General features: G+C 32.5%; 15 protein-coding genes. 5 read left to right on the forward strand and 10 right to left on the reverse strand.

The features are described from left to right. Positions 1-144 precede the first annotated feature (144 nt). Complete coding sequence (locus FHG05_RS09085) at positions 145-2,367, reverse strand: NADP-dependent isocitrate dehydrogenase (protein WP_140997705.1); 2,223 nt, start codon at positions 2,365-2,367, stop codon at positions 145-147. Between the two features lie 304 nt (positions 2,368-2,671). Here FHG05_RS09085 and FHG05_RS09090 point away from each other — a divergent pair, with 304 nt between their 5' ends. Genes FHG05_RS09090 through FHG05_RS09105 form a run of 4 tightly spaced genes read left to right on the forward strand, consistent with a single transcriptional unit; the run spans position 2,672 to position 8,831 of the window. Beyond that, positions 2,672-4,057 (forward strand): hypothetical protein, encoded by a 1,386-nt coding sequence (locus tag FHG05_RS09090; RefSeq protein ID WP_140997706.1) that lies wholly within the window; start codon positions 2,672-2,674, stop codon positions 4,055-4,057. Between the two features lie 46 nt (positions 4,058-4,103). Continuing rightward, positions 4,104-5,399 carry an anthranilate synthase component I family protein gene (locus tag FHG05_RS09095; RefSeq protein WP_140997883.1) on the forward strand — a complete coding sequence of 432 codons (1,296 nt, stop codon included), beginning with the start codon at positions 4,104-4,106 and terminating at the stop codon, positions 5,397-5,399. Between the two features lie 28 nt (positions 5,400-5,427). Beyond that, complete coding sequence (gene tilS, locus FHG05_RS09100) at positions 5,428-6,723, forward strand: tRNA lysidine(34) synthetase TilS (RefSeq protein ID WP_232338071.1); 1,296 nt, start codon at positions 5,428-5,430, stop codon at positions 6,721-6,723. Continuing rightward, positions 6,723-8,831: a protein-disulfide reductase DsbD family protein gene (locus tag FHG05_RS09105; protein WP_140997708.1), complete on the forward strand. Its 2,109-nt coding sequence runs from the start codon at positions 6,723-6,725 to the stop codon at positions 8,829-8,831. The genes tilS and FHG05_RS09105 overlap by 1 nt, the downstream gene beginning before the upstream one ends. Before the next feature lie 55 nt (positions 8,832-8,886). Here FHG05_RS09105 and FHG05_RS09110 read toward each other — a convergent pair whose 3' ends face one another. From FHG05_RS09110 to FHG05_RS09140, 7 genes are all read right to left on the reverse strand, one after another. Further along, the gene (locus FHG05_RS09110) at positions 8,887-9,960 is read right to left on the reverse strand and encodes an alanine/ornithine racemase family PLP-dependent enzyme (protein ID WP_140997709.1); all 1,074 of its coding nucleotides are present in this window, start codon (positions 9,958-9,960) and stop codon (positions 8,887-8,889) included. Between the two features lie 2 nt (positions 9,961-9,962). After that, complete coding sequence (gene alr, locus FHG05_RS09115) at positions 9,963-11,111, reverse strand: alanine racemase (RefSeq protein ID WP_140997710.1); 1,149 nt, start codon at positions 11,109-11,111, stop codon at positions 9,963-9,965. Then, on the reverse strand, positions 11,104-12,234 hold the full coding sequence (locus FHG05_RS09120; RefSeq protein WP_140997711.1) for an amidohydrolase: 1,131 nt from the start codon (positions 12,232-12,234) through the stop codon (positions 11,104-11,106). The genes alr and FHG05_RS09120 overlap by 8 nt, the downstream gene beginning before the upstream one ends. Positions 12,235-12,237: 3 nt before the next feature. Next, the gene (locus FHG05_RS09125) at positions 12,238-12,675 is read right to left on the reverse strand and encodes a GNAT family N-acetyltransferase (RefSeq protein WP_140997712.1); all 438 of its coding nucleotides are present in this window, start codon (positions 12,673-12,675) and stop codon (positions 12,238-12,240) included. 10 nt (positions 12,676-12,685) lie between these two features. Then, the gene (locus tag FHG05_RS09130; RefSeq protein WP_140997713.1) at positions 12,686-14,140 is read right to left on the reverse strand and encodes a sodium:solute symporter family protein; all 1,455 of its coding nucleotides are present in this window, start codon (positions 14,138-14,140) and stop codon (positions 12,686-12,688) included. Positions 14,141-14,554: 414 nt separating this feature from the next. Continuing rightward, a complete protein-coding gene (locus FHG05_RS09135) occupies positions 14,555-15,238 on the reverse strand; it encodes a hypothetical protein (protein WP_140997714.1) in 684 nt (227 codons plus the stop codon). 450 nt (positions 15,239-15,688) lie between these two features. Then, positions 15,689-16,477, reverse strand: a complete 789-nt coding sequence (locus FHG05_RS09140) for a hypothetical protein (protein ID WP_140997715.1) — start codon at positions 16,475-16,477, stop codon at positions 15,689-15,691. Between the two features lie 196 nt (positions 16,478-16,673). Here FHG05_RS09140 and FHG05_RS09145 point away from each other — a divergent pair, with 196 nt between their 5' ends. Further along, entirely contained in the window at positions 16,674-18,209 is a 1,536-nt protein-coding gene (locus FHG05_RS09145) for a YifB family Mg chelatase-like AAA ATPase (protein ID WP_140997716.1), read from the forward strand. Positions 18,210-18,431: 222 nt separating this feature from the next. Here the strand turns inward: FHG05_RS09145 and FHG05_RS09150 are convergent, their stop codons facing one another. Then, positions 18,432-18,674, reverse strand: coding sequence for a hypothetical protein (locus FHG05_RS09150; RefSeq protein WP_140997717.1), 243 nt, complete (start codon positions 18,672-18,674; stop codon positions 18,432-18,434). A gap of 295 nt (positions 18,675-18,969) precedes the next feature. Beyond that, a complete protein-coding gene (locus tag FHG05_RS09155; RefSeq protein ID WP_140997718.1) occupies positions 18,970-19,659 on the reverse strand; it encodes a M50 family metallopeptidase in 690 nt (229 codons plus the stop codon).

Here is a 19,659-nt window from a genome sequence, read left to right on the forward strand (position 1 = left end):
ACAACGAAAGAATTAAATCAAATCTAAACAAAATGAGCCCGATAAAATATCGAGCTCATTATTATCAAAATTAAGTTTAAATTTGTCTAACTTTTTGGGTGCAGTCTATTTAGGTCGCTTTTTTTTATTATAATAAACTGATTCTTAATTCAATTTTGATAAAATCGCATTAAAAGTAGCGCTTGGGCGCATTGCTTTATCAGTAGCTTCAAAATTTGGATGATAATAACCACCAATTGCTTGTGGTTTGCCTTGTGCAGCAATTAATTCTTCATTAATTTTAGCTTCATTCGCATTTAATTCTGTTGCAATAGGAGTGAAAATAGCTTTCAATTCCGCATCTTTATTTTGGTTTACCAAAGCATTTGCCCAATATAAAGCTAAATAAAAATGAGAACCTCTATTGTCGATACTTCCAATTTTTCTAGCAGGTGATTTATCCGTTTCTAAGAATTTTTCAGTAGCTTCATCTAATGTTTCTGATAAAACTAAAGCTTTTGGATTATTGAAAACATTTCCTAAATGTTCGTAAGAAACTCCTAATGCTAAGAACTCTCCAAGAGAATCCCAACGTAAATAACCTTCTTCAATAAATTGTTCCACATGCTTTGGAGCTGAACCACCAGCACCTGTTTCAAATAAACCACCACCGTTCATTAACGGAACAATAGATAGCATTTTTGCTGAAGTACCAACTTCTAAAATAGGAAATAAATCGGTTAAGTAATCTCTTAAAACATTACCTGTTACAGAAATTGTATCTAAACCTTTTACAATTCTTTCTAATGAAAATTGAGTAGCTTCAACAGGATTCATGATGCGAATATCTAATCCAGATGTATCGTAATTATTTAAATAGGATTTTACTTTTTTAATTAATTCACGATCGTGCGCTCTTTGGTCATCTAACCAAAAAACGGCTGGATCACCTGTTGCTCTAGCACGATTAACTGCTAATTTAACCCAATCTTGTATCGGTGCATCTTTTACTTGACACATTCTGAAAATGTCATCTTTTTCTACTTTTTGCTCCATTAAAACAGTTCCATTAGCATCTTTAACTGTCACAGTTCCGTTTTCTGACATTTGAAACGTCTTGTCATGTGAACCATATTCTTCTGCTTTTTGAGCCATTAATCCCACATTCGGAACACTTCCCATTGTTTTAGGGTCTAAAGAACCATTCTTTTTACAAAAATCGATAGTAGCTTGGTAAATTCCAGCATAGCAACGATCTGGAATGATCGCTTTTGTGTCTTGGGATTTTCCTTCCGCATTCCACATTTGCCCCGAATTACGAATCATAGCAGGCATAGACGCATCGATAATTACATCTGAAGGAACGTGTAAATTGGTAATTCCTTTATCAGAATTTACCATAGCTAATGCAGGACCATTTTCCATTGCTGTTTTTAATGCAGCTTCCACTTCAGCTTGTTGAGGATGTCCTTGAATTTTTGCATATACATCTCCTAATCCATTTCGTGTATCAATTCCTAATGTTTCAAAAAGACTTGCGTATTTAGCGAAAACATCTTTGAAATATACTTCTACAAAAGCACCAAATAATAAAGGATCAGATACCTTCATCATTGTCGCTTTTAAATGCACAGAAAATAATACTCCTTTTGCTTTTGCATCAGCAACTTGTTCTGCAATGAATGATTTTAATAGATTCATATTCATTACAGAAGTGTCTATAATTTCACCTGCTTTTAAAGGAGAACTCGATTTTAATACGGTAGTTGTACCTGCAGCGTTAGTGAATTCAATAGTAAAACTTCCTGCTTCAGGAATAGTTACTGATTTCTCAGTACCATAAAAATCACCTGAATTCATGTGAGAAACATGTGATTTTGAATCTTTTGACCAAGCACCCATACTGTGTGGATGTGCTTTAGCGTAATTTTTAACAGCTTTAGGAGCTCTACGATCTGAATTTCCTTCACGAAGTACTGGGTTTACAGCTGAACCTAATACTTTGGCATATTTTGCTTTTATTGTTTTTTCTTCCTCATTTTGGGGTTCTTCAGGATAACTTGGAATTGCGTATCCTTGTGATTGTAATTCTGCAATGGCTTCTTTTAATTGCGGTACTGAAGCAGAAATATTGGGAAGTTTAATGATATTAGCTTCTGGAGTGGTAGCTAATTGACCTAATTCAGTTAGTGCGTCTGCTATTTTTTGATTGTCTTTTAAAAACTCAGGAAAATTGGCTAATATTCTTCCAGCTAAAGAAATATCTCTTGTTTCCAAAGTAATATTTGCCGGTTTAGAAAAGGCTTTTACTATAGGCAAAAATGAATGAGTTGCCAGCATAGGAGCCTCGTCAGTAATCGTATAAATGATTCTTGGTTGGTTTGACATGAATTATGTATTTTATTTTAATTAATTTTTAGTGAGGCAAATATAACAAATAATGACCTTTTTTTTGACCTTTTCTTGCGAAAACGTTTGATTTTTAGATTTGATAATTTTTAAATTATATTTTATCATATTCATAATTTATTAGGGTTATAAAAATCGTTTTCTTTATTTTTTTTTAATATTTTATTATTTTGAAAATTAACAAATCACTTTGAAAAAATTATTCTATAAAATAACGTTAATTAATTCTTTATCATAATTTTAATCTTGTACTTTTGTGCCGCTATTAACCTATTTTATTTTTATGAAAAAAAGAATGCTATTAACCATTGCATCAAGTTTTTCATTTTTTGTACATGCACAAGTTGGAATTGGTACTACTTCTCCGTCTCCATCTTCTGCTTTAGAAATAAAAAGTGCAAATTCTGGATTACTTATACCTAGAATTACGTTACAATCTACTACAGATGTAGCTACAATTTTAAATCCTGCTATAAGTTTACTAATATACAATACCGCTACAGTTTCTGATGTAACTCCTGGCTTTTATTATTGGGATGGAATTTGGAAAAGATTAGACAAATCAACTGCTTCAGCAGGAGTTGCAACGGATGCTTGGAGTTTAACAGGTAACACGCTTGCTACTGGTAATGAATATTTGGGAACTAATAATTATAATTCGTTAACTTTCAAAGTAAATAATAATGCTTTTGGAAAGTTTCATCCAAATGGAGGTTTAGCTCTAGGAAGAGGAGCTGCTTCGCATAATGACAACTCGATTGCTATTGGTACAAATGCTACTGCTACAAATTCGAATGAAGCTGTGGCCATTGGAAATGCTGCGAATGGAAGTGGGTATCAATCTTTTGCATTAGGAATAAATGCTACAGCTAGTAATAATGAAACCGTAGCTTTAGGTCGTACTGCTGCAGCCTCTGGATATCGTTCAATTTCAATTGGTGTAGGAGCAACATCCTCAAATAACAATGCCTTGGCACTCGGAAATGCTTCAGTAGCTTCTGGAGAACAAGCTACTGCCCTTGGAACACAAGCGAATTCAAGTGGTCAAAACGCAACAGCTATTGGATATCAAGCTACTGCTACTCAAGCTAATTCTATTGTGTTAGGAAGTTCCAGTAATGCTAATAATAAAATAGGTATTGGTACCAATACTCCTGATGAAAGATTACATATTGTAGGAAGCGTTAAAATTGTAGATGGAAACCAAGGCAATGGTAAAGTTTTAGTGTCTGATGCCAATGGAAAAGCCACTTGGACCGATTTGAATGCAAAAAAATATTATGGAGAAATTTATAGTAATTCTAATACTGCTTTAAATTCTGGAGCTGTTACCATGGGAGTAAATGGTGTGAATTTTGGTGTTACATTAAATAGTTCCAATATTCAAGTGCAAAATACTGGTTTGTACCGTATTTCATATACAATTTCTCTCAGAAAAAATTCTGGAAGTGTTATTAATCCTGAATTTTATTTAGGAATTTATGGATCTGAAGTTGCCGGAACAAGAACGTATACATCTGTTTCAAATGGTGAGACCAAAACAATTTCTATTGTTAAATTAGTTAATTTGAATGCCTATCAAGCCATAGGTGTTTATTCTAATTTGTCTGACTCAAATACGGTTTTATTGGCTAACGGATGTAACTTAATTGTCGAATTTATCAAGTAGATTCTTTTTTAATTGTAATTTTGGAACTTCTAGTTATGATTTACAATTGAGAACAGCTATTACAAAACATATTTCAAAACCTCAAGAATTTAAAAGCCAACTTTTGCATTGGGCCAACCAATATAGAGAAGTTGTCTTTTTAGATTCTAATGAGTTTCAGCAAGCCTATAGCTCTTATGATTGTATGGTAGCGGTTGATGCTTTTACTTCAATAACTACCGATTGTCAAAATGCTTTTGAAGATTTGTACCAATATCAATCACACAGTAAAGATTGGCTTTTTGGTTATCTTTCCTATGATTTAAAAAATGATACGGAAGCGTTGCAATCTCACAATTTTGATGGTTTAGGTTTTCCAGATTTGTTTTTTTTTCAACCCAAAAAAATATTTTTTTTAAAAGGGAATGAGTTGGTTATACACTATTTAAATCTTTGTGATGATGAAGTGGAAGAAGATTTTGAAACGATTTCAACGATTGAAATTCCTATTTCTCTTTCAAACCTTAATAAGCCCATTATTCAACAGCGCGTTTCTAAGGAGAGTTATCTTCAAAGAATAGAAAAAATGTTAGAGTACATTCATATAGGATCTATTTATGAAGCTAATTTTTGTATGGAATTTTATGCTGAAAAGGCAGCAATTGATCCTGTAACGGTTTATGAAAAATTAGATGCTATTTCGGAACCTCCTTTTGCTACTTTTTTTAAAAATAGAGAGCAGTATTTGCTTTCTGCTTCACCCGAGCGATATTTGAAAAAAGTAGCTCAAAAAGTAATTTCTCAACCTATAAAAGGTACAGCCAAAAGAAGCTTTGATTTAGAACAAGATATTTTTTTGAAGAAAGAATTAAAAAATAGTGCCAAAGAGCGTTCTGAGAATATTATGATAGTCGATTTAGTGCGCAACGATTTATCCCATACAGCTACTAAAGGCTCTGTAATTGTAGAAGAATTGTGCCAAGTGTATACTTTCAAACAAGTACATCAAATGATTTCGACCATTACTTCTAAAGTAGATGCTACGGTTTCACCAGTAGAGATTATTAAAACCACTTTTCCTATGGGAAGTATGACGGGTGCACCTAAAATTTCAGCCATGAAAATCATCGAAGAATTGGAAGTTACTAAAAGAGGTTTGTACAGTGGGGCAGTAGGTTATTTTACACCCACAGGAGATTTTGATTTTAATGTAGTTATTCGAAGTATTTTATATGATGCTAAAAAGCAATACCTCTCATTTTCTGTTGGTAGCGCCATCACTGCGCAATCCATTCCAGAAAACGAATATGAAGAATGTTTGTTAAAAGCCAAAGCTATGTTTGAGGTTTTGCAAAGCAATTAATTTCTTATTTTTGGCTATGCTACAAAAAATGCAAAAACATTTAGAGGAACATTTTTCTTTTGTAAAAGAGAAGAAACTGCTTTTGGCAGTTAGTGGCGGTATCGATAGTATGGTTTTACTGTCTGTTTTTAAAAAATTAGCCTTAGAAATTGGTGTTGCTCATTGTAATTTTCAATTAAGAGGTCATGATAGTGATGCAGATGCTCTTTTTGTGAAAGAACAAGCCCAAGCGTTACAAGTTCCTTTTTTTTTGCAAGCATTTACTACAGAAGATTATGCTAATGAACACAAAGTTTCTATCCAAGTAGCTGCTAGAAAATTGCGTTACAATTGGTTTGCTGAAGTATTACTTCGTGAAAATTATGATTTTATTGTAACGGCTCATCATTTAGACGATCAAGTAGAAACTTTTTTAATTCATTTATCTAGGGGTACGGGTTTAGAAGGGCTGGTGGGCATTCCTGCTAAAAATGGAAACATTATGCGTCCGTTTTTAGAAATTTCAAGAGCTGAAATTGAAGTTTATGCGAAAGAAAACCATATTAGTTGGAGAGAAGATGCGAGTAACGCTTCAGATAAGTATGTTAGAAATAAAATAAGACACCATATTGTTCCTGTTTTAAAGGAATTAAACCCGAGTTTTTTAACTAGTTTTCAAAATACATTGGCGCATTTACAACAAGCTGCTGATTTGGTAACAGATTCTAGTGAAAGGATTTTTGAAAAAGTTGCACTAGTAGAAAAGGAAACTATTAAAATTGATTTTAAAAAATTAGTGCGATATGATTCGTATCAAGCCTATTTGTACCAATGGTTAAAAGAATATGGTTTTACTGCTTGGAACGATATTTATAATTTGTTAGAAGCGCAAACTGGCAAACATATTTTTTCTTCCACTCATTTGCTTTTAAAAGATAGAGATTTCTTGCTACTTTCACCAAAAAATAAAGGGGAAGAAGAAAAGGTGTTTTACATTGAAAAGATAAATGAAAATCTTAAATTTCCCTTAAATGTGTCCCTTTGTAAGACAGATGACATTTTAGAACCAACGAACAATAGTATCTTTGTAGACCAAAATAAATTATCGTTTCCACTTGTAGTACGTAAAAAGCAGGAAGGTGATTATTTTTATCCTTCTGGAATGAAGGGAAAAAAGAAGTTGAGTAAATATTTTAAAGATGAAAAATACTCGTTGTTAGATAAAGAAAAACAATGGCTACTCACTTCAAATAATGAGATTGTTTGGGTCATTGGTAAACGAGCAGATCAACGTTTTTTAGCCCAATCAAATACAAAAGAAATAGTAAAAATAGAATTAAAATAATGAAAAAATTACTTGTTGCTTTCGCATTTTTATTTTCATTTTTAGGACAGTCCCAAATTGTCGATATCGTAAAATGGAAAACCAAATTGATTCAAAAATCCAATACCGAGTTTGAATTGGTTATGGATGCCCAAATCGATTTTGGCTGGCACTTATATGCTTTAAATACACCTGATGGAGGTTCACAACCTTTAGTTTTTACCTTTAAAAATGCAGGAAAAGACTATGAACTCATTGGGAAAACCAAACAAGGAAATTATCAAAAAGAATACAGCGACGTTTTTGAAGTGGACGAGTATTTCTTTACGAATACCGCTCAATTTAAACAACTTATAAAAGTAACCAATCCCGCTTTAAAAGAGATTAAAGTTACTTTAGAAGGGCAAACGTGTATTGATGGAAGATGTGTGCAAGAAGAAGACAATTTAACATTTACGTTACCGAACTTAAAAATTGATGAAAAACAAGTAAATACACAACAAGTTGATGTTAAAATTGAAGATAAAAAATCAACTGAAACTCCAATAGTAAAAGAAGTAGTGGTAAGTGCTGAAAAAGTTGATTCTTTAAAAGAAATAGTTTCTGAAGTGATTGCTGCTGACGAAAAAGATACTGTTCAATCTTCTCATTCTCAGTTGATCAAAACCACTAATAAACATACAAAAGAGAATAAGAAAAAAGATTTATGGACGATTTTCATTTTATCCTTTTTAGGAGGTTTTGCAGCTTTATTGACTCCATGTGTTTTTCCTATGATTCCAATGACAGTTAGTTTTTTTACAAAACAGAGTAAGAATAGAGCTCAAGGTATCAGAAATGCAATTGTTTATGGAATTTCAATTATTATCATTTATGTTGGCTTAGGTTTAATCATTACAGCTATTTTTGGAATCGATTCACTGAATGCACTTTCGACTAATGTATGGTTTAATTTAATCTTTTTTGTTATATTGATAATATTTGCAGCCTCATTTCTAGGTGCTTTTGAAATCGTTTTGCCAAATTCTTTGTTAAACAAAATTGATAGACAAGCAGATAGAGGTGGAATAGTGGGAATATTTTTCATGGCATTAGCATTAGCTGTAGTTTCATTCTCTTGTACTGGTCCTATAGTTGGTTCTCTTTTAGGAGAGTCTGCAAGACAAGGAGGCATAGGTCCTATTGTAGGAATGTTTGGTTTTTCTTTCGCTATTGCTTTACCTTTTATGCTGTTTGCAATGTTTCCTGGTTGGATGAATTCTCTACCTAAATCAGGAGGCTGGTTAAACACGATTAAAGTATCATTAGGGTTTTTGGAATTAGCATTTGCATTTAAATTTTTATCTAATGCAGATTTAGTGTTACAAATGCATTTGTTAGAAAGAGAAGTTTTCTTAGCGATTTGGATAGCTGTATTTGGTACATGGGCGTTTTATTTATTGGGCAAATTAACTTTGCCTCATGATACTCCTCAAAATCATATTTCAGTTGGTAGATTGTTTATGGCTTTGTTAGTTAGTACTTTTACGATTTACCTAATTCCAGGATTATGGGGAGCACCTTTGAAAATTTTAAGTGGTTATACGCCTCCAATGACCTACAGTGAAAGTCCTGATGGTGTTGGATTTAAAAATGAAGTTATAATAGCCGATTTTTCTAAAGAAAAAACTACTGAAAATGTACATAAAGGGCCATTAGGTTTGATGGCTTTTCATGATTATGAAGAGGGGATTGCCTATGCAAAAAAAGTTAATAAACCAGTTTTATTAGATTTTACAGGACATGCATGTGCTAATTGTAGAAAAATGGAAGAAAATGTTTGGTCAAACCCTGCAATATTTAAAATACTTAAGAATGAAATTGTTTTAATTTCTTTATATGGTGATGATCAACGCGAATTACCAGCAGAAGAAGTTTATATTTCAAAAATATCTGGTAATGAAGTAACTACGATTGGTAAAAAATGGAGAGAATTTCAAATTGAACGATACAATATTAATTCTCAACCCTATTATGTTGTATTGGATAATGAAGGAAAAGATCTAAATGAACCTGTTGGTTATACACCAGATATTGAAGAATACAAAGCTTGGTTAGAGGAAGGTATTGCTAATTTTAAAAAGCAATAATTTTAATTTATAAAATAAAAAAAGTCCTAAGATTAACTTAGGACTTTTTTTATTCTTATTCTACTATTTTTTCAATATAATCTGAATTTAAAAGGTATAAAGCACCCATGTACTGTAATTTAAAAGCAACCACATCGCCCACTTTATAATTTTTAGTACTGCTAGTAATATCTATAACAGTCATGTCTGAACTGGAGTCTATAATAGCTATTGTTTCATCTATTGGAGATAAATATTGGGGTTGCATGTCGAGTAACCCAAAGTCTAAAATAGCGCGTAAAGAAGTTTCACTTAAATCTACATTCTCAGCCATTTCATAGGTGTTTCCAGCCACATTTTCACCTAGTTCTCCGACTGGATTATTCGCTTTTTCCGTAATTTCAATAATTTCTGCATAAAGCATAAATACATCATTATGTAAACCTGTGATGGTTTCATTGGTAAATAAATCTTTACCAAAGAATAAGGCTTCACCAATTCTAAAATGATTTACAGCCATAGGTCGCGCATTTTTCAACATCAAGGGTACCGCTACAGATGTACCTCCAGAAACCCAAGGAATGGTCACATTGAATTTAGCTTCAATTAATTGTTTGTACAAACTCAATTGGATTAATTTGTCTTGAGTAGGCATTACACCGCTTAAACAATTTAAATTGGTACCAATACCTCTAATTTCAATGTGAGGTAAACTAAACACTTGTTCGTAAAAACTTAGGAGTTCTTCACCTAAAACACCTTCTCTTAAGTCGCCCATTTCAATCATAATAATGATACCATGGGTTTTATTTTGTTTTTTAGCTTCTTTGGAAATCATTTGAATGGTATAAATTTCCGTATTGAAACTTACATCGGCAAATTTGACTATACTTTCAATATTTCTTTTGGAAGGGGGTTTAATATATACTGTCTGAATGGATGGATTGAGTTTTTTTATTTTTTTTAAATTACTAATTCTGGAATCGTGCATTTCTGTAACACCAAGGGCTATAATTTCTTTTAAATAAATAGTATTGCCGCAGAGTAATTTGGTAACAACACCCCATTGAATATTTCTTTCTTTAAAAATAGTATCTAAAAATATGTAGTTTTCCTGTAACTTTTGTTTGTATAATTTTAAAAAAGCCATTTTTATATTATTTTACGTGGAATTGTTTTTGCTATTCGTGTGAGTAATTCATAATTTAATTGGTTACTATAATCGCTAAAAGAAGCTACTGTAACCGTAGCATTTTGTTGTGATCCGATGACTACAACTTCGTCTCCTTTTTTTACATGTTCCAATTCTGAAACATCTATAGTAAGCATATTCATATTAACAGTTCCTATCACACGGCAGGATTTTCCATGGACTAATACTCGACCTTGATTGCTTAAGGAACGGCTATAACCGTGTGCATAGCCTAATGGAATAGTCGCAATTTTCATAACATCGGTTGCCATAAAACTGGTTCCATAACCTACAAATTCACCTGTTTTTACGCGTTTAACACTCATTATTTCTGTTTTCCAACGAATTACCCGATGTAAGGGATCTTCTTTTGTTTTCTTTGTATTGAGGTAAGTTACAAAAACTTCAGGACTAGGCCATAAACCATATTGTAAAATTCCTATTCGAACCAAATCCATTCGAGTTTCTGGGAACATCATTGAAGCTGCTGAACAGGCGGAGTGTTTTATTTCGGGACGAATGCCAAAAGAGTTTAAGATGGCTTCGGCTTTGTTAAATTGTTGAATTTGTTGTGAAACACGGTAATAATTGGATATGCTTTCTGCACCTGCATAATGCGTACATAAACCTTTGAAATAGATATTCTCCTTTTCTTTTACTAAGAATTGGGCTACACGAGAAATATTTTTTAATTCAAAACCTGTACGATGCATACCCGTTTCAACTTCAAGATGAAGAATCGCTTTTTGTTGTAATTTTTTAGCTGTTTTCGCGGCTTTAGCCAATCGATAACGTTCAAATACAAAAAACTCAATTTGGTTTTGTATCACCCATTCCATATCTTCATCAGCAACAAATCCCATGATAAGAATGGTTGCTTTGTTTTGAAGAGTATCAAAAACTATTTTTGCTTCTTCCACATCAAAAACAGAAAAATGTTGAATACCATTATCAAACGCCATTTGTACAAATTCTGCTAAACCATGACCATAAGCATTGCCTTTAACTACAGAAGAAAGAATCACTTTTTTACCGAAGATTTTCTGTAAAAAATCGATATTCTTTTTATGCGCTTTTTGACTAATTTCTATAACCGAATTTTTATGCATCCAGTACTTCTTTAGTGATTTGATAAAACAATTGAATTCCTGTTGGTATAATATCATCCGGGAAATCATAATCAGGATTGTGTAAAGCGGGTGTTGCTTCACCAGCACCTAATCCGAGCATGGCTCCTTTAAATTTTTGGGTAAACCAACCAAAATCTTCTCCAAAAGTAAAAGGAACTTCTTTTTCGATTAGGTTATTTCCCAATGTAGTTGCAGCTTTCTTTATATACTGAACCGCTTTTGGATCATTTTCATTGGCTTGAAAGCTTTGTGTCCAGTGTATTTGGCTTTTTAAACCAAAAGAAGTAGCAATTGCATGTGTTTCATCTTCTAAATCTTCGGCTATCTTTTTCATGTTCAAATTGCTGTTACTTCTCACCGTAAAATGCACTTCTCCATAACCTGCTGAAACTCCATAAGCTTTTTCACCCATAGTAATATGAATTGGGGTAATCAGGCAATACGCATTGGAAAATACATCTGTATTTATTTTTGCATTAAAGTGATTGATAATTTGAGCAATTGCTAAAGCCGGATTTATCCCTTTTTCAGGTTCTCCCGCATGTGCTGTCTTTCCATTCAGTTGTATGATTATACTATGAACTGCACAAGTAAATGTACCTTCTTTAACTACAATTTGATGTTTTGAATACCCAGGTAAATTGTGTAAAGCAAAAGCAAAATCGGGATGGATATTTTTGAATTTAGAATCCTCCAATACATTTTTGGCTCCATTTCCTTCTTCTTCAGAGGGTTGAAACAACAATAAAACGGTCCCTTTATTTAATGGGTTTTCATATAATTCTTTTGCTAAACCACATACAATTGCCATGTGTCCGTCGTGACCACATTTATGGGAAACTCCAGAATAGACGGATTGATGTTCGAATGTATTGATTTCGGTAATCGGTAAAGCGTCTAATTCACAACGAAACAGTACCGTTTTACCTTCTTTTTTACCTTGATATACGGCTAGAATGCCTTCACCACCTAAATGGGTAATTACTTCATTAGGTTTATATTTTGATAAAAAATCAAGTATACGTTGTGCCGTTTTGGTTTCTTTTCCCGAAATTTCTGGATAGCGATGTAACTCTTTTCTAAATTGAATAAGTTCTTCCAAAACTTAAGATTTAGTTAAACGCATTTCCAGATATTTATTGGTAAAACCTAATTTTTCATACAAAATTTTGGCTGGATTATCGGGTTCCACATGTAAAGCAATATCACCTTGAGCCGTTTCAATGGCTTTTTGCATCAATTGTTTGCCATAACCTTTACCACGTTGACTGTTATCGACAGCGATGTAGACCAAAATATTTTCAGGAATAAATCCGCCCATTCCAGTATTATTTAGAATCACTACACCAACAATTTTTTCTTGGTCTAACCCCACAATTATATTTCCTCCTTTTTCAGGATTCATAGCATAGCGAATGCATTTTAAAATGTCTTCTATTTTATCGCCATATTGTTCCAAATGTGTAAATAAAAACTGAGCAATAGTTTGATGAGTAAATGTTTTATGTTCTCCTGTTTCTGGAGTAATTATTTTAAATTCCATAGTTTCTTTTTTATATTGTTACTAATTTTTTATGATAATAGTTGGATAAGAGTAGAAAAGTGACTAACGAAATACTAATACCAAAAATATTAGCATCTAATTCTTTAGGTAAAGTATAATTAAACGGAAGTTTATTTTGTGATAAAATTAACCCGATAGTGGTTGAACCCCCTAATAACATACTCCAGAAAGCGGCAGTAGGATTACTTTTTTTCCAGAATAAGGCTCCTAGTACAGGAACAAATAACCCTGAAACCATAAAGGCGTAGGAGTAGAGCATTAACTCTAATACGTTTTGCATTTGCGAAGCCAATAAAATGGCAAATACACCTACTGATAAGGTTACCAACTGTGAAACTTGAAGCATTTTTTTCTCTGTAAACTCTTTTTTGGTGAACTTTTCAATAATATCTGTTACGATATTTCCGGAAGCAGCCATCAAACAACTATCTGCAGTGGATAAGATAGCGGAAAAGTAAGAAGATAGCATTAATCCCATTAAACCTACAGGAAGAATAGTACTTAATAAAATGGGTAATCCCATTTCGCTATCCATGGTGGTCGCATTGGCAATACCCTCAAACATTCCTTGTGTGGCAGCCACTTTGGCTAACATTCCTAAGATAACTCCCATAAAAGCCATAATTGGCCATTCAAATAATCCAGCAATGAACCATGCTTTTTTTGCTTCCTTTTCATCTTTACAAGCATAAATGCGTTGGTACAAAGTCATCCCAATAAACCAAATTGGAATAATCGTTACCGCCCAGTTTAGGAGTTGGTGCCAACTCACATTAGTTAGCGATAAAAATTCAGGAGCCAATGTAGATTGGATCACTTCATAACCACCTACAGCGTGATAAGCCATGGGTATACCAATAAAAACCAAGCCTGAAATTAAAATTATCCATTGAATGGTATCGGTGTAAATTACCGCTTTTAAACCACCTACAGCCGTATAAATTACTGCAATAGCTCCCATGATAAGAAGTGCCCATTGCAAATCCAAACCTGCAATAGTAGCAGAAGCTAATTTGGCTCCAGCCAAAACTTGAGAACTGGTAAAACCAATGTAACCAATGGCTGAAATAATTCCAGCTAGTAGTGCAACTCTTGGACTGTAAAAATGATTGAAAATTTGGGGGAAAGTGAAAAACTTATGCATATGGCCCAGTTTACTAACTTTAGGAATTAAGAGAACGGCACTTAGCCAAGCCCCAATTAATCCAGTGAATAGCATCCATGAACCTGAAATTCCCATGGTAAAACCTAAGCCTCCCAAACCAATAGAAAACCCACCACCTACATCGGTTGCCACTACTGATAAACCAATGTGCCAACTACTCATGTTGCGTCCGCTAACGTAAAAATCTTCTGAAGAGGTGTTTTTTTTGTAAAAATAAAAGCCTACACCTAGCATTACTAGCATGTAAACCACAAAGATTAAATAATCTATCGTGTGCATTATATTCTCAATTTCAAATTTTATTGCCTGTATAGGATTTTCCTAAGGCTTGATGTAGTCTTAACTACAAATCGAACGATTAAAAAGAAAGATTCTACATATAGAATCTTAATAGATGTTTATACGAAATAAACAAAATCACAAAGTGCAAAGGTACAAAAAAGGAATGGGAATGCCTAATTTGGGGTTAAGTAGTTAGTTGTTAGTGGTTAGTTGAAAACGTGCAACTCCCTGAGATAAGTTGATTGCAAAAGTACATTTATATGAAAACTATTTTAAAAATGGACCACTTTGCTTAGGTATTGATACTAAAGAAAAGACAACCTGACAATACATAATAAAAATTCCTATTATATTTCATAATAGGAATTGAATTTGCAAACACTTTTGTTTACTAAAAAAACACGGTAAAGCTTAATATTTCTCTTTTTGAAAACCCCAATCTCTTAATTCTTGTTTGTATGTATCAGGATAATTGGCTTTTATAGTATGAATAATAGCATTTAAACCTTTATTTAGATTTTTCTTTAAGATGTTTTTATCGCCTACTTTAACCGAAACCTGACCATCTGTTGTGGTGGCTTCTTTTACTAAAACACTATATTGTTGTTGTAAGGAAGTCCAGAAAGCCAATCCAAATTCTTTGTCTTCAAATCCGTGCTCTGTTAGTGCGCTAATCATTAATTTCAAAGCTTCCACTCTTTTGTTTTTATCTGTTGGTAACAGGTAGCGATTGCCTTTGTGTTCAATACCAAAAGTTGCATAATAGCTGGCACTGTTTTCTTTTTTATATTTTTCAGTAATATAACCCTTTACATAGGACAAATGCGTATCCATTGTTTTTTCTAAGGTATCTAAAGTTTGTGTAATTTGTGGTCGCGTAGCCCCTTTTGATAATCTAATGGATAATGTGTTGTTGTAACTCGTTGCATCCGCCTGAAATTGTGCAACCGTTAACCATTTTAATGCTAGCCAACTAGAAGCTGCCCATTTTTCACTTACTGTTGTAATAACATTACCGAAGTTAATATCGGCTACTGGAACGTTTCTAGTTTTACTAGGTTTTTCATTTTTGAAATTGTTTGCATTTGTTTCCATAATTACTGCATTTAATTTTAAGTTAACATACTACTAAGTTATAATTTGGAATATTAACAATAACAATGCCAAAAGGCTATTTAAAATTGCCTCAAAAAATTAGAGTAGGATAGAAGAAAGTAGCCGCTGTGACTGTTTGTATAAAACCCTAAAAAAAAGCAGGTGTAGTCGCTACTAAAACACTGCGTTTAGTGTAGGTAGCAGGTGCAGTTGGTATTAAAACACTGCGTTTCGTGTAGGTAGCAGCTGTAGTTGGTACTAACACAATGCGTTTGGTGTTGGTAGCAGGTGTAGTTGGTAGTAAAATAGTGCGATTGGAGTAGGTTACAGGTGTATAGTGTGTTGTTACACTTTGTTGAAGAGGAGTATAGACTTTGGTAGTTTGTTATATTGTTTAAAGTTAGGAGACTTTGTACGTTAAAGTAACAAAAGGGAATGAAAATGCTTGATTTACTGATTGATAGAGTGAACGTTTTTTTTAATTGGTTCTGGATATAATATAGTAGTTTCAGTAAGCTTTTGAATTATTGTATCTATTTCGGCTATAATTTTTGGATAATTTTCAATTGTAAATTCACCTTCAGTTATTACTTTTTTAATTAGGTCATCTTTTATACCTATTAGGCTAATTTTATAACTTTTGTTTATTGTATTATTTTTAGCTAATTCTAATAGTGAAGAAAAAGAAATATTTTTTTCTTTTGAAGATAGTTCTAATTGTAAATTAATTCCAGAACCCCTAGTTATTTTTGTTACGATATTGTTTAGAGTATCATTTTCTTCTTTTAGTAAAAGAAATTTATAGTTTAAAATTAGATTTTTACTATTTACTAAAAATAATTTATCATTTACTTTGTTTATTGGTTGATTTGCAACTAAAAAAACTTTACTCTTTAATTCAAAATCTTCTATTTTTTTTGGTTTTTCTGAATTTACATTTTTTAAATCCAAATCAAGAGTAGAATGTATAATTTCAAAATTTTCTTCACTTATGTTTAAATCTAAAAAGTAATTTTTGTATAAATCAGATAAAAGATGAATCTTTTTTTCTGTTGCTATTGTTTTAAAGGTATTTTCTAAATCTATGAATAAAGCTTCTACATCTTTTTTTGTATTATCAATGTCCGCTTTTATAAGTTCATTTTCTTTGCTTAATGTATCCAATTCTTTTATTCTTTCCTGAATATCTTTATTTAGTTGTTTATTTTCTCTTTTTAGTTGCTCATTATTTTTTTTCAATTCCTCATAAGATTGAGAATAACTAGATATAGAAACAAAAAGTAGTATTATGTAATAGAATTTCATTTTTAGAAGAATTTTTATGATTATTTTCAAATATATTTCGAAAATGTAAGAGTTACAATGTTTTTCTATAGTAGAATTCTTTTTTTAATATATTTGTATCTATTATAAGCCAAAATTAAAAGTATACGCCATGTTAGTAAAAGTATTCGGTAGTGCCGTTTTCGGTGTCGAAGCTACCACGATTACCGTTGAGGTAAATATTGATAAAGGAATAGGCTACCACTTGGTAGGATTACCCGATTCTGCGATAAAAGAAAGTAGTTACCGCATAGCTGCAGCTCTAAAAAACAACAATTACTCCTTACCTGGAAAAAAGATTACCATTAATATGGCACCTGCCGATTTGCGTAAGGAAGGCTCTGCCTATGATTTAACCTTAACTGTAGGTATTTTAGCTGCTTCTGGACAAATAAAAACAGATTTAATTACCGATTATATCATTATGGGAGAACTCTCGCTTGATGGTGGTTTACAGCCCATAAAAGGGGCTTTGTCTATTGCGATTAAGGCCAAAGAAGAAGGGTTTAAAGGTGTTATTTTGCCCATACAAAATGTAAAAGAAGCGGCGGTTGTAGATGGAATAGCAGTGTATGGTGTGGAAAATGTAGTACAAGTGATTGATTTTTTCGATGGAAAAGAAGGTTTGTTACCTACTGTAATTGATTGTCAGGAAGAATTTCATAAAACTTTAGCTTTCCCCGAATTTGATTTTTCAGATGTTAAAGGGCAAGAAAGTATCAAAAGATGTATGGAAATTGCGGCGGCTGGTGGTCATAATATTATTTTAATTGGTCCGCCTGGTTCAGGAAAAACGATGCTTGCGAAACGATTGCCTAGTATTTTGCCACCTATGAGTATGCAAGAAGCTTTGGAAACGACAAAAATTCATTCCGTAGCTGGAAAAGTAAAAGAAACAGGTTTGTTAACCCAAAGACCTTTTCGTTCGCCTCATCATAGTGCCAGTTCGGTTTCTTTAGTAGGTGGAGGAAGTTATCCGCAACCTGGTGAAATTTCTTTGGCACATAATGGCGTATTGTTCTTAGATGAATTACCCGAATTTAAACGAGAGGTTTTAGAAGTAATGCGACAACCTTTAGAAGATAGAGAAGTCACTATTTCGAGAGCTAAATTTACCATTACGTATCCGTCTTCTTTTATGTTAGTTGCCAGTATGAATCCGAGTCCGGGTGGTTATTTTAATGATCCGGATGCTCCAGTAGCAACAAATCCAGTAGAAATGCAACGTTATTTGAGTAAGATTTCTGGACCTTTATTGGATCGAATTGATATTCATATTGAAGTAACTCCCGTTCCATTTGAAAAACTATCCGATACAAGAAAAGCAGAAAGCAGTTCAGAAATTAGAACGAGAGTTACACGAGCGAGAACGATTCAAACAGAACGTTTTCAAGAGTATACACATATACATTATAATGCGCAATTGAGTAGTAAATTAATTCGGATGTATTGTGTTTTAGATGAGGTGTCGTTGCAACTTTTAAAAACAGCTATGGAACGATTGAATTTATCAGCAAGAGCTTATGATCGCATTTTAAAGGTGGCTCGAACTATTGCTGATTTAGATGCTTCTGAAAGTATACAATCCCACCATATAGCGGAAGCCATTCAATATCGAAGTTTAGATCGAGAAGGCTGGTTAGGGTAATTTAATTTACATAAGACAATAGCCATTTTAGCATTCGTTTTTAGAACGCTATTTATTGCATTAAATAAAATTTAAAAGTGTTTAAAATTACTTTTTGGGTTAATAACAGTAATTTTTAAGAATTGCTTTCAAGAGCGCAACTTTGTATTTGCGACTTTATTATTTTCTAAAGCGCAGAAAAAGGGATTGGATAATTACCGAATTGGGTAAATTGGGTTTTGTTTAAGCGGTTTGACGTTGATGTCTTCTGTGGCAAAAATCCATTACAGTAACATTTACATCTTTTAATTCTGGAGTTAGAATACTTTTTACGCCTTTATAGTTGTTTGTTAACTCTAAACCGCAACATTTGCATTGGTATTCTTTGATGTATTCGGTTACATTCTTGGTAGTCAATAATTTATGGCCAAACACTTTGCACTTAACTTCTTTGGCGAAGTGGAAGCCTTGTAGTAGTATATTCATAATCAGAGTTTTAGTTTATTTTGCTAAAGTAATAAAAAAATCGACAAAAGCAATAAAAAATCCGATAAAATGTATTTTTATACAAAAATAATACTATTATTGTGTTAAAAAGAAGTAGTGAAAATGTTATGAAACCAATAAATATAAGCGTTGAGGCTTTTTTTTAATCTTTTATAATAATTAGAAAATAATTATATTTTTATTAATTCGTTTTGTTATTTTGGTGAACAAATGTTAAAAAATAAAGATATTTTAATCAAATTAAGAATTATGATTGATTAAAAAAATGTAGAAATTATTTTTTTTGATGCCTATATATGTATTGAAAAGTATAAAACAGAAGTAATAATGCAATTAGCATCCAAAATATACCTACTATCCTGCTTGGAATGCCTGTTAGATTTGCAATTTGTTGGGCGTCACTAACTTGGTTCGTTAAAGGGAAAAGTACATCTTCTTTAATATCAATTATAACATATACACAAGATGTAATGCCTATAAATTTTAAAAATAAATCATGAAAAAGAGGTTGTCCATATTTAAAAGCTAGCATCATGAAAAACCCAAAACCTAAAGTAATTGCGGTACCAAATAATTCACCCGATTGCAATACAAAATAAGAAAGTAGTAGCAAAATGATACCTATTATTAAAGTAATGTATTTGTCTTTTATAGATTTAATTGCGGCTAATAAAATTAAAATACCACCAATTAAACTGCCTAAATAACCGGCACTAGCTGTCATGAATTGCCCCCAGAAGCCAGCTTTTATTTGATATTCGCAATAACCTCCTATCTGAGAATCAATTTGGATTTGAAGAATTTTTCCACCAAGAAGAAGTGCCATTAATCCATGACTCATTTCATGAAGCATCACCACAAAAAGTTTGATAGGGTAGATAAGTAAAGTATTCCAAAAGATAAAAGCAATTAAAAGCATCCCAATTAAATAAAGAATTGTATGGCTTCTGCTTTTGAAATTCAT

This window comes from Flavobacterium profundi (assembly GCF_006491645.1).
In the GTDB taxonomy this organism is placed as follows: domain Bacteria; phylum Bacteroidota; class Bacteroidia; order Flavobacteriales; family Flavobacteriaceae; genus Flavobacterium; species Flavobacterium profundi.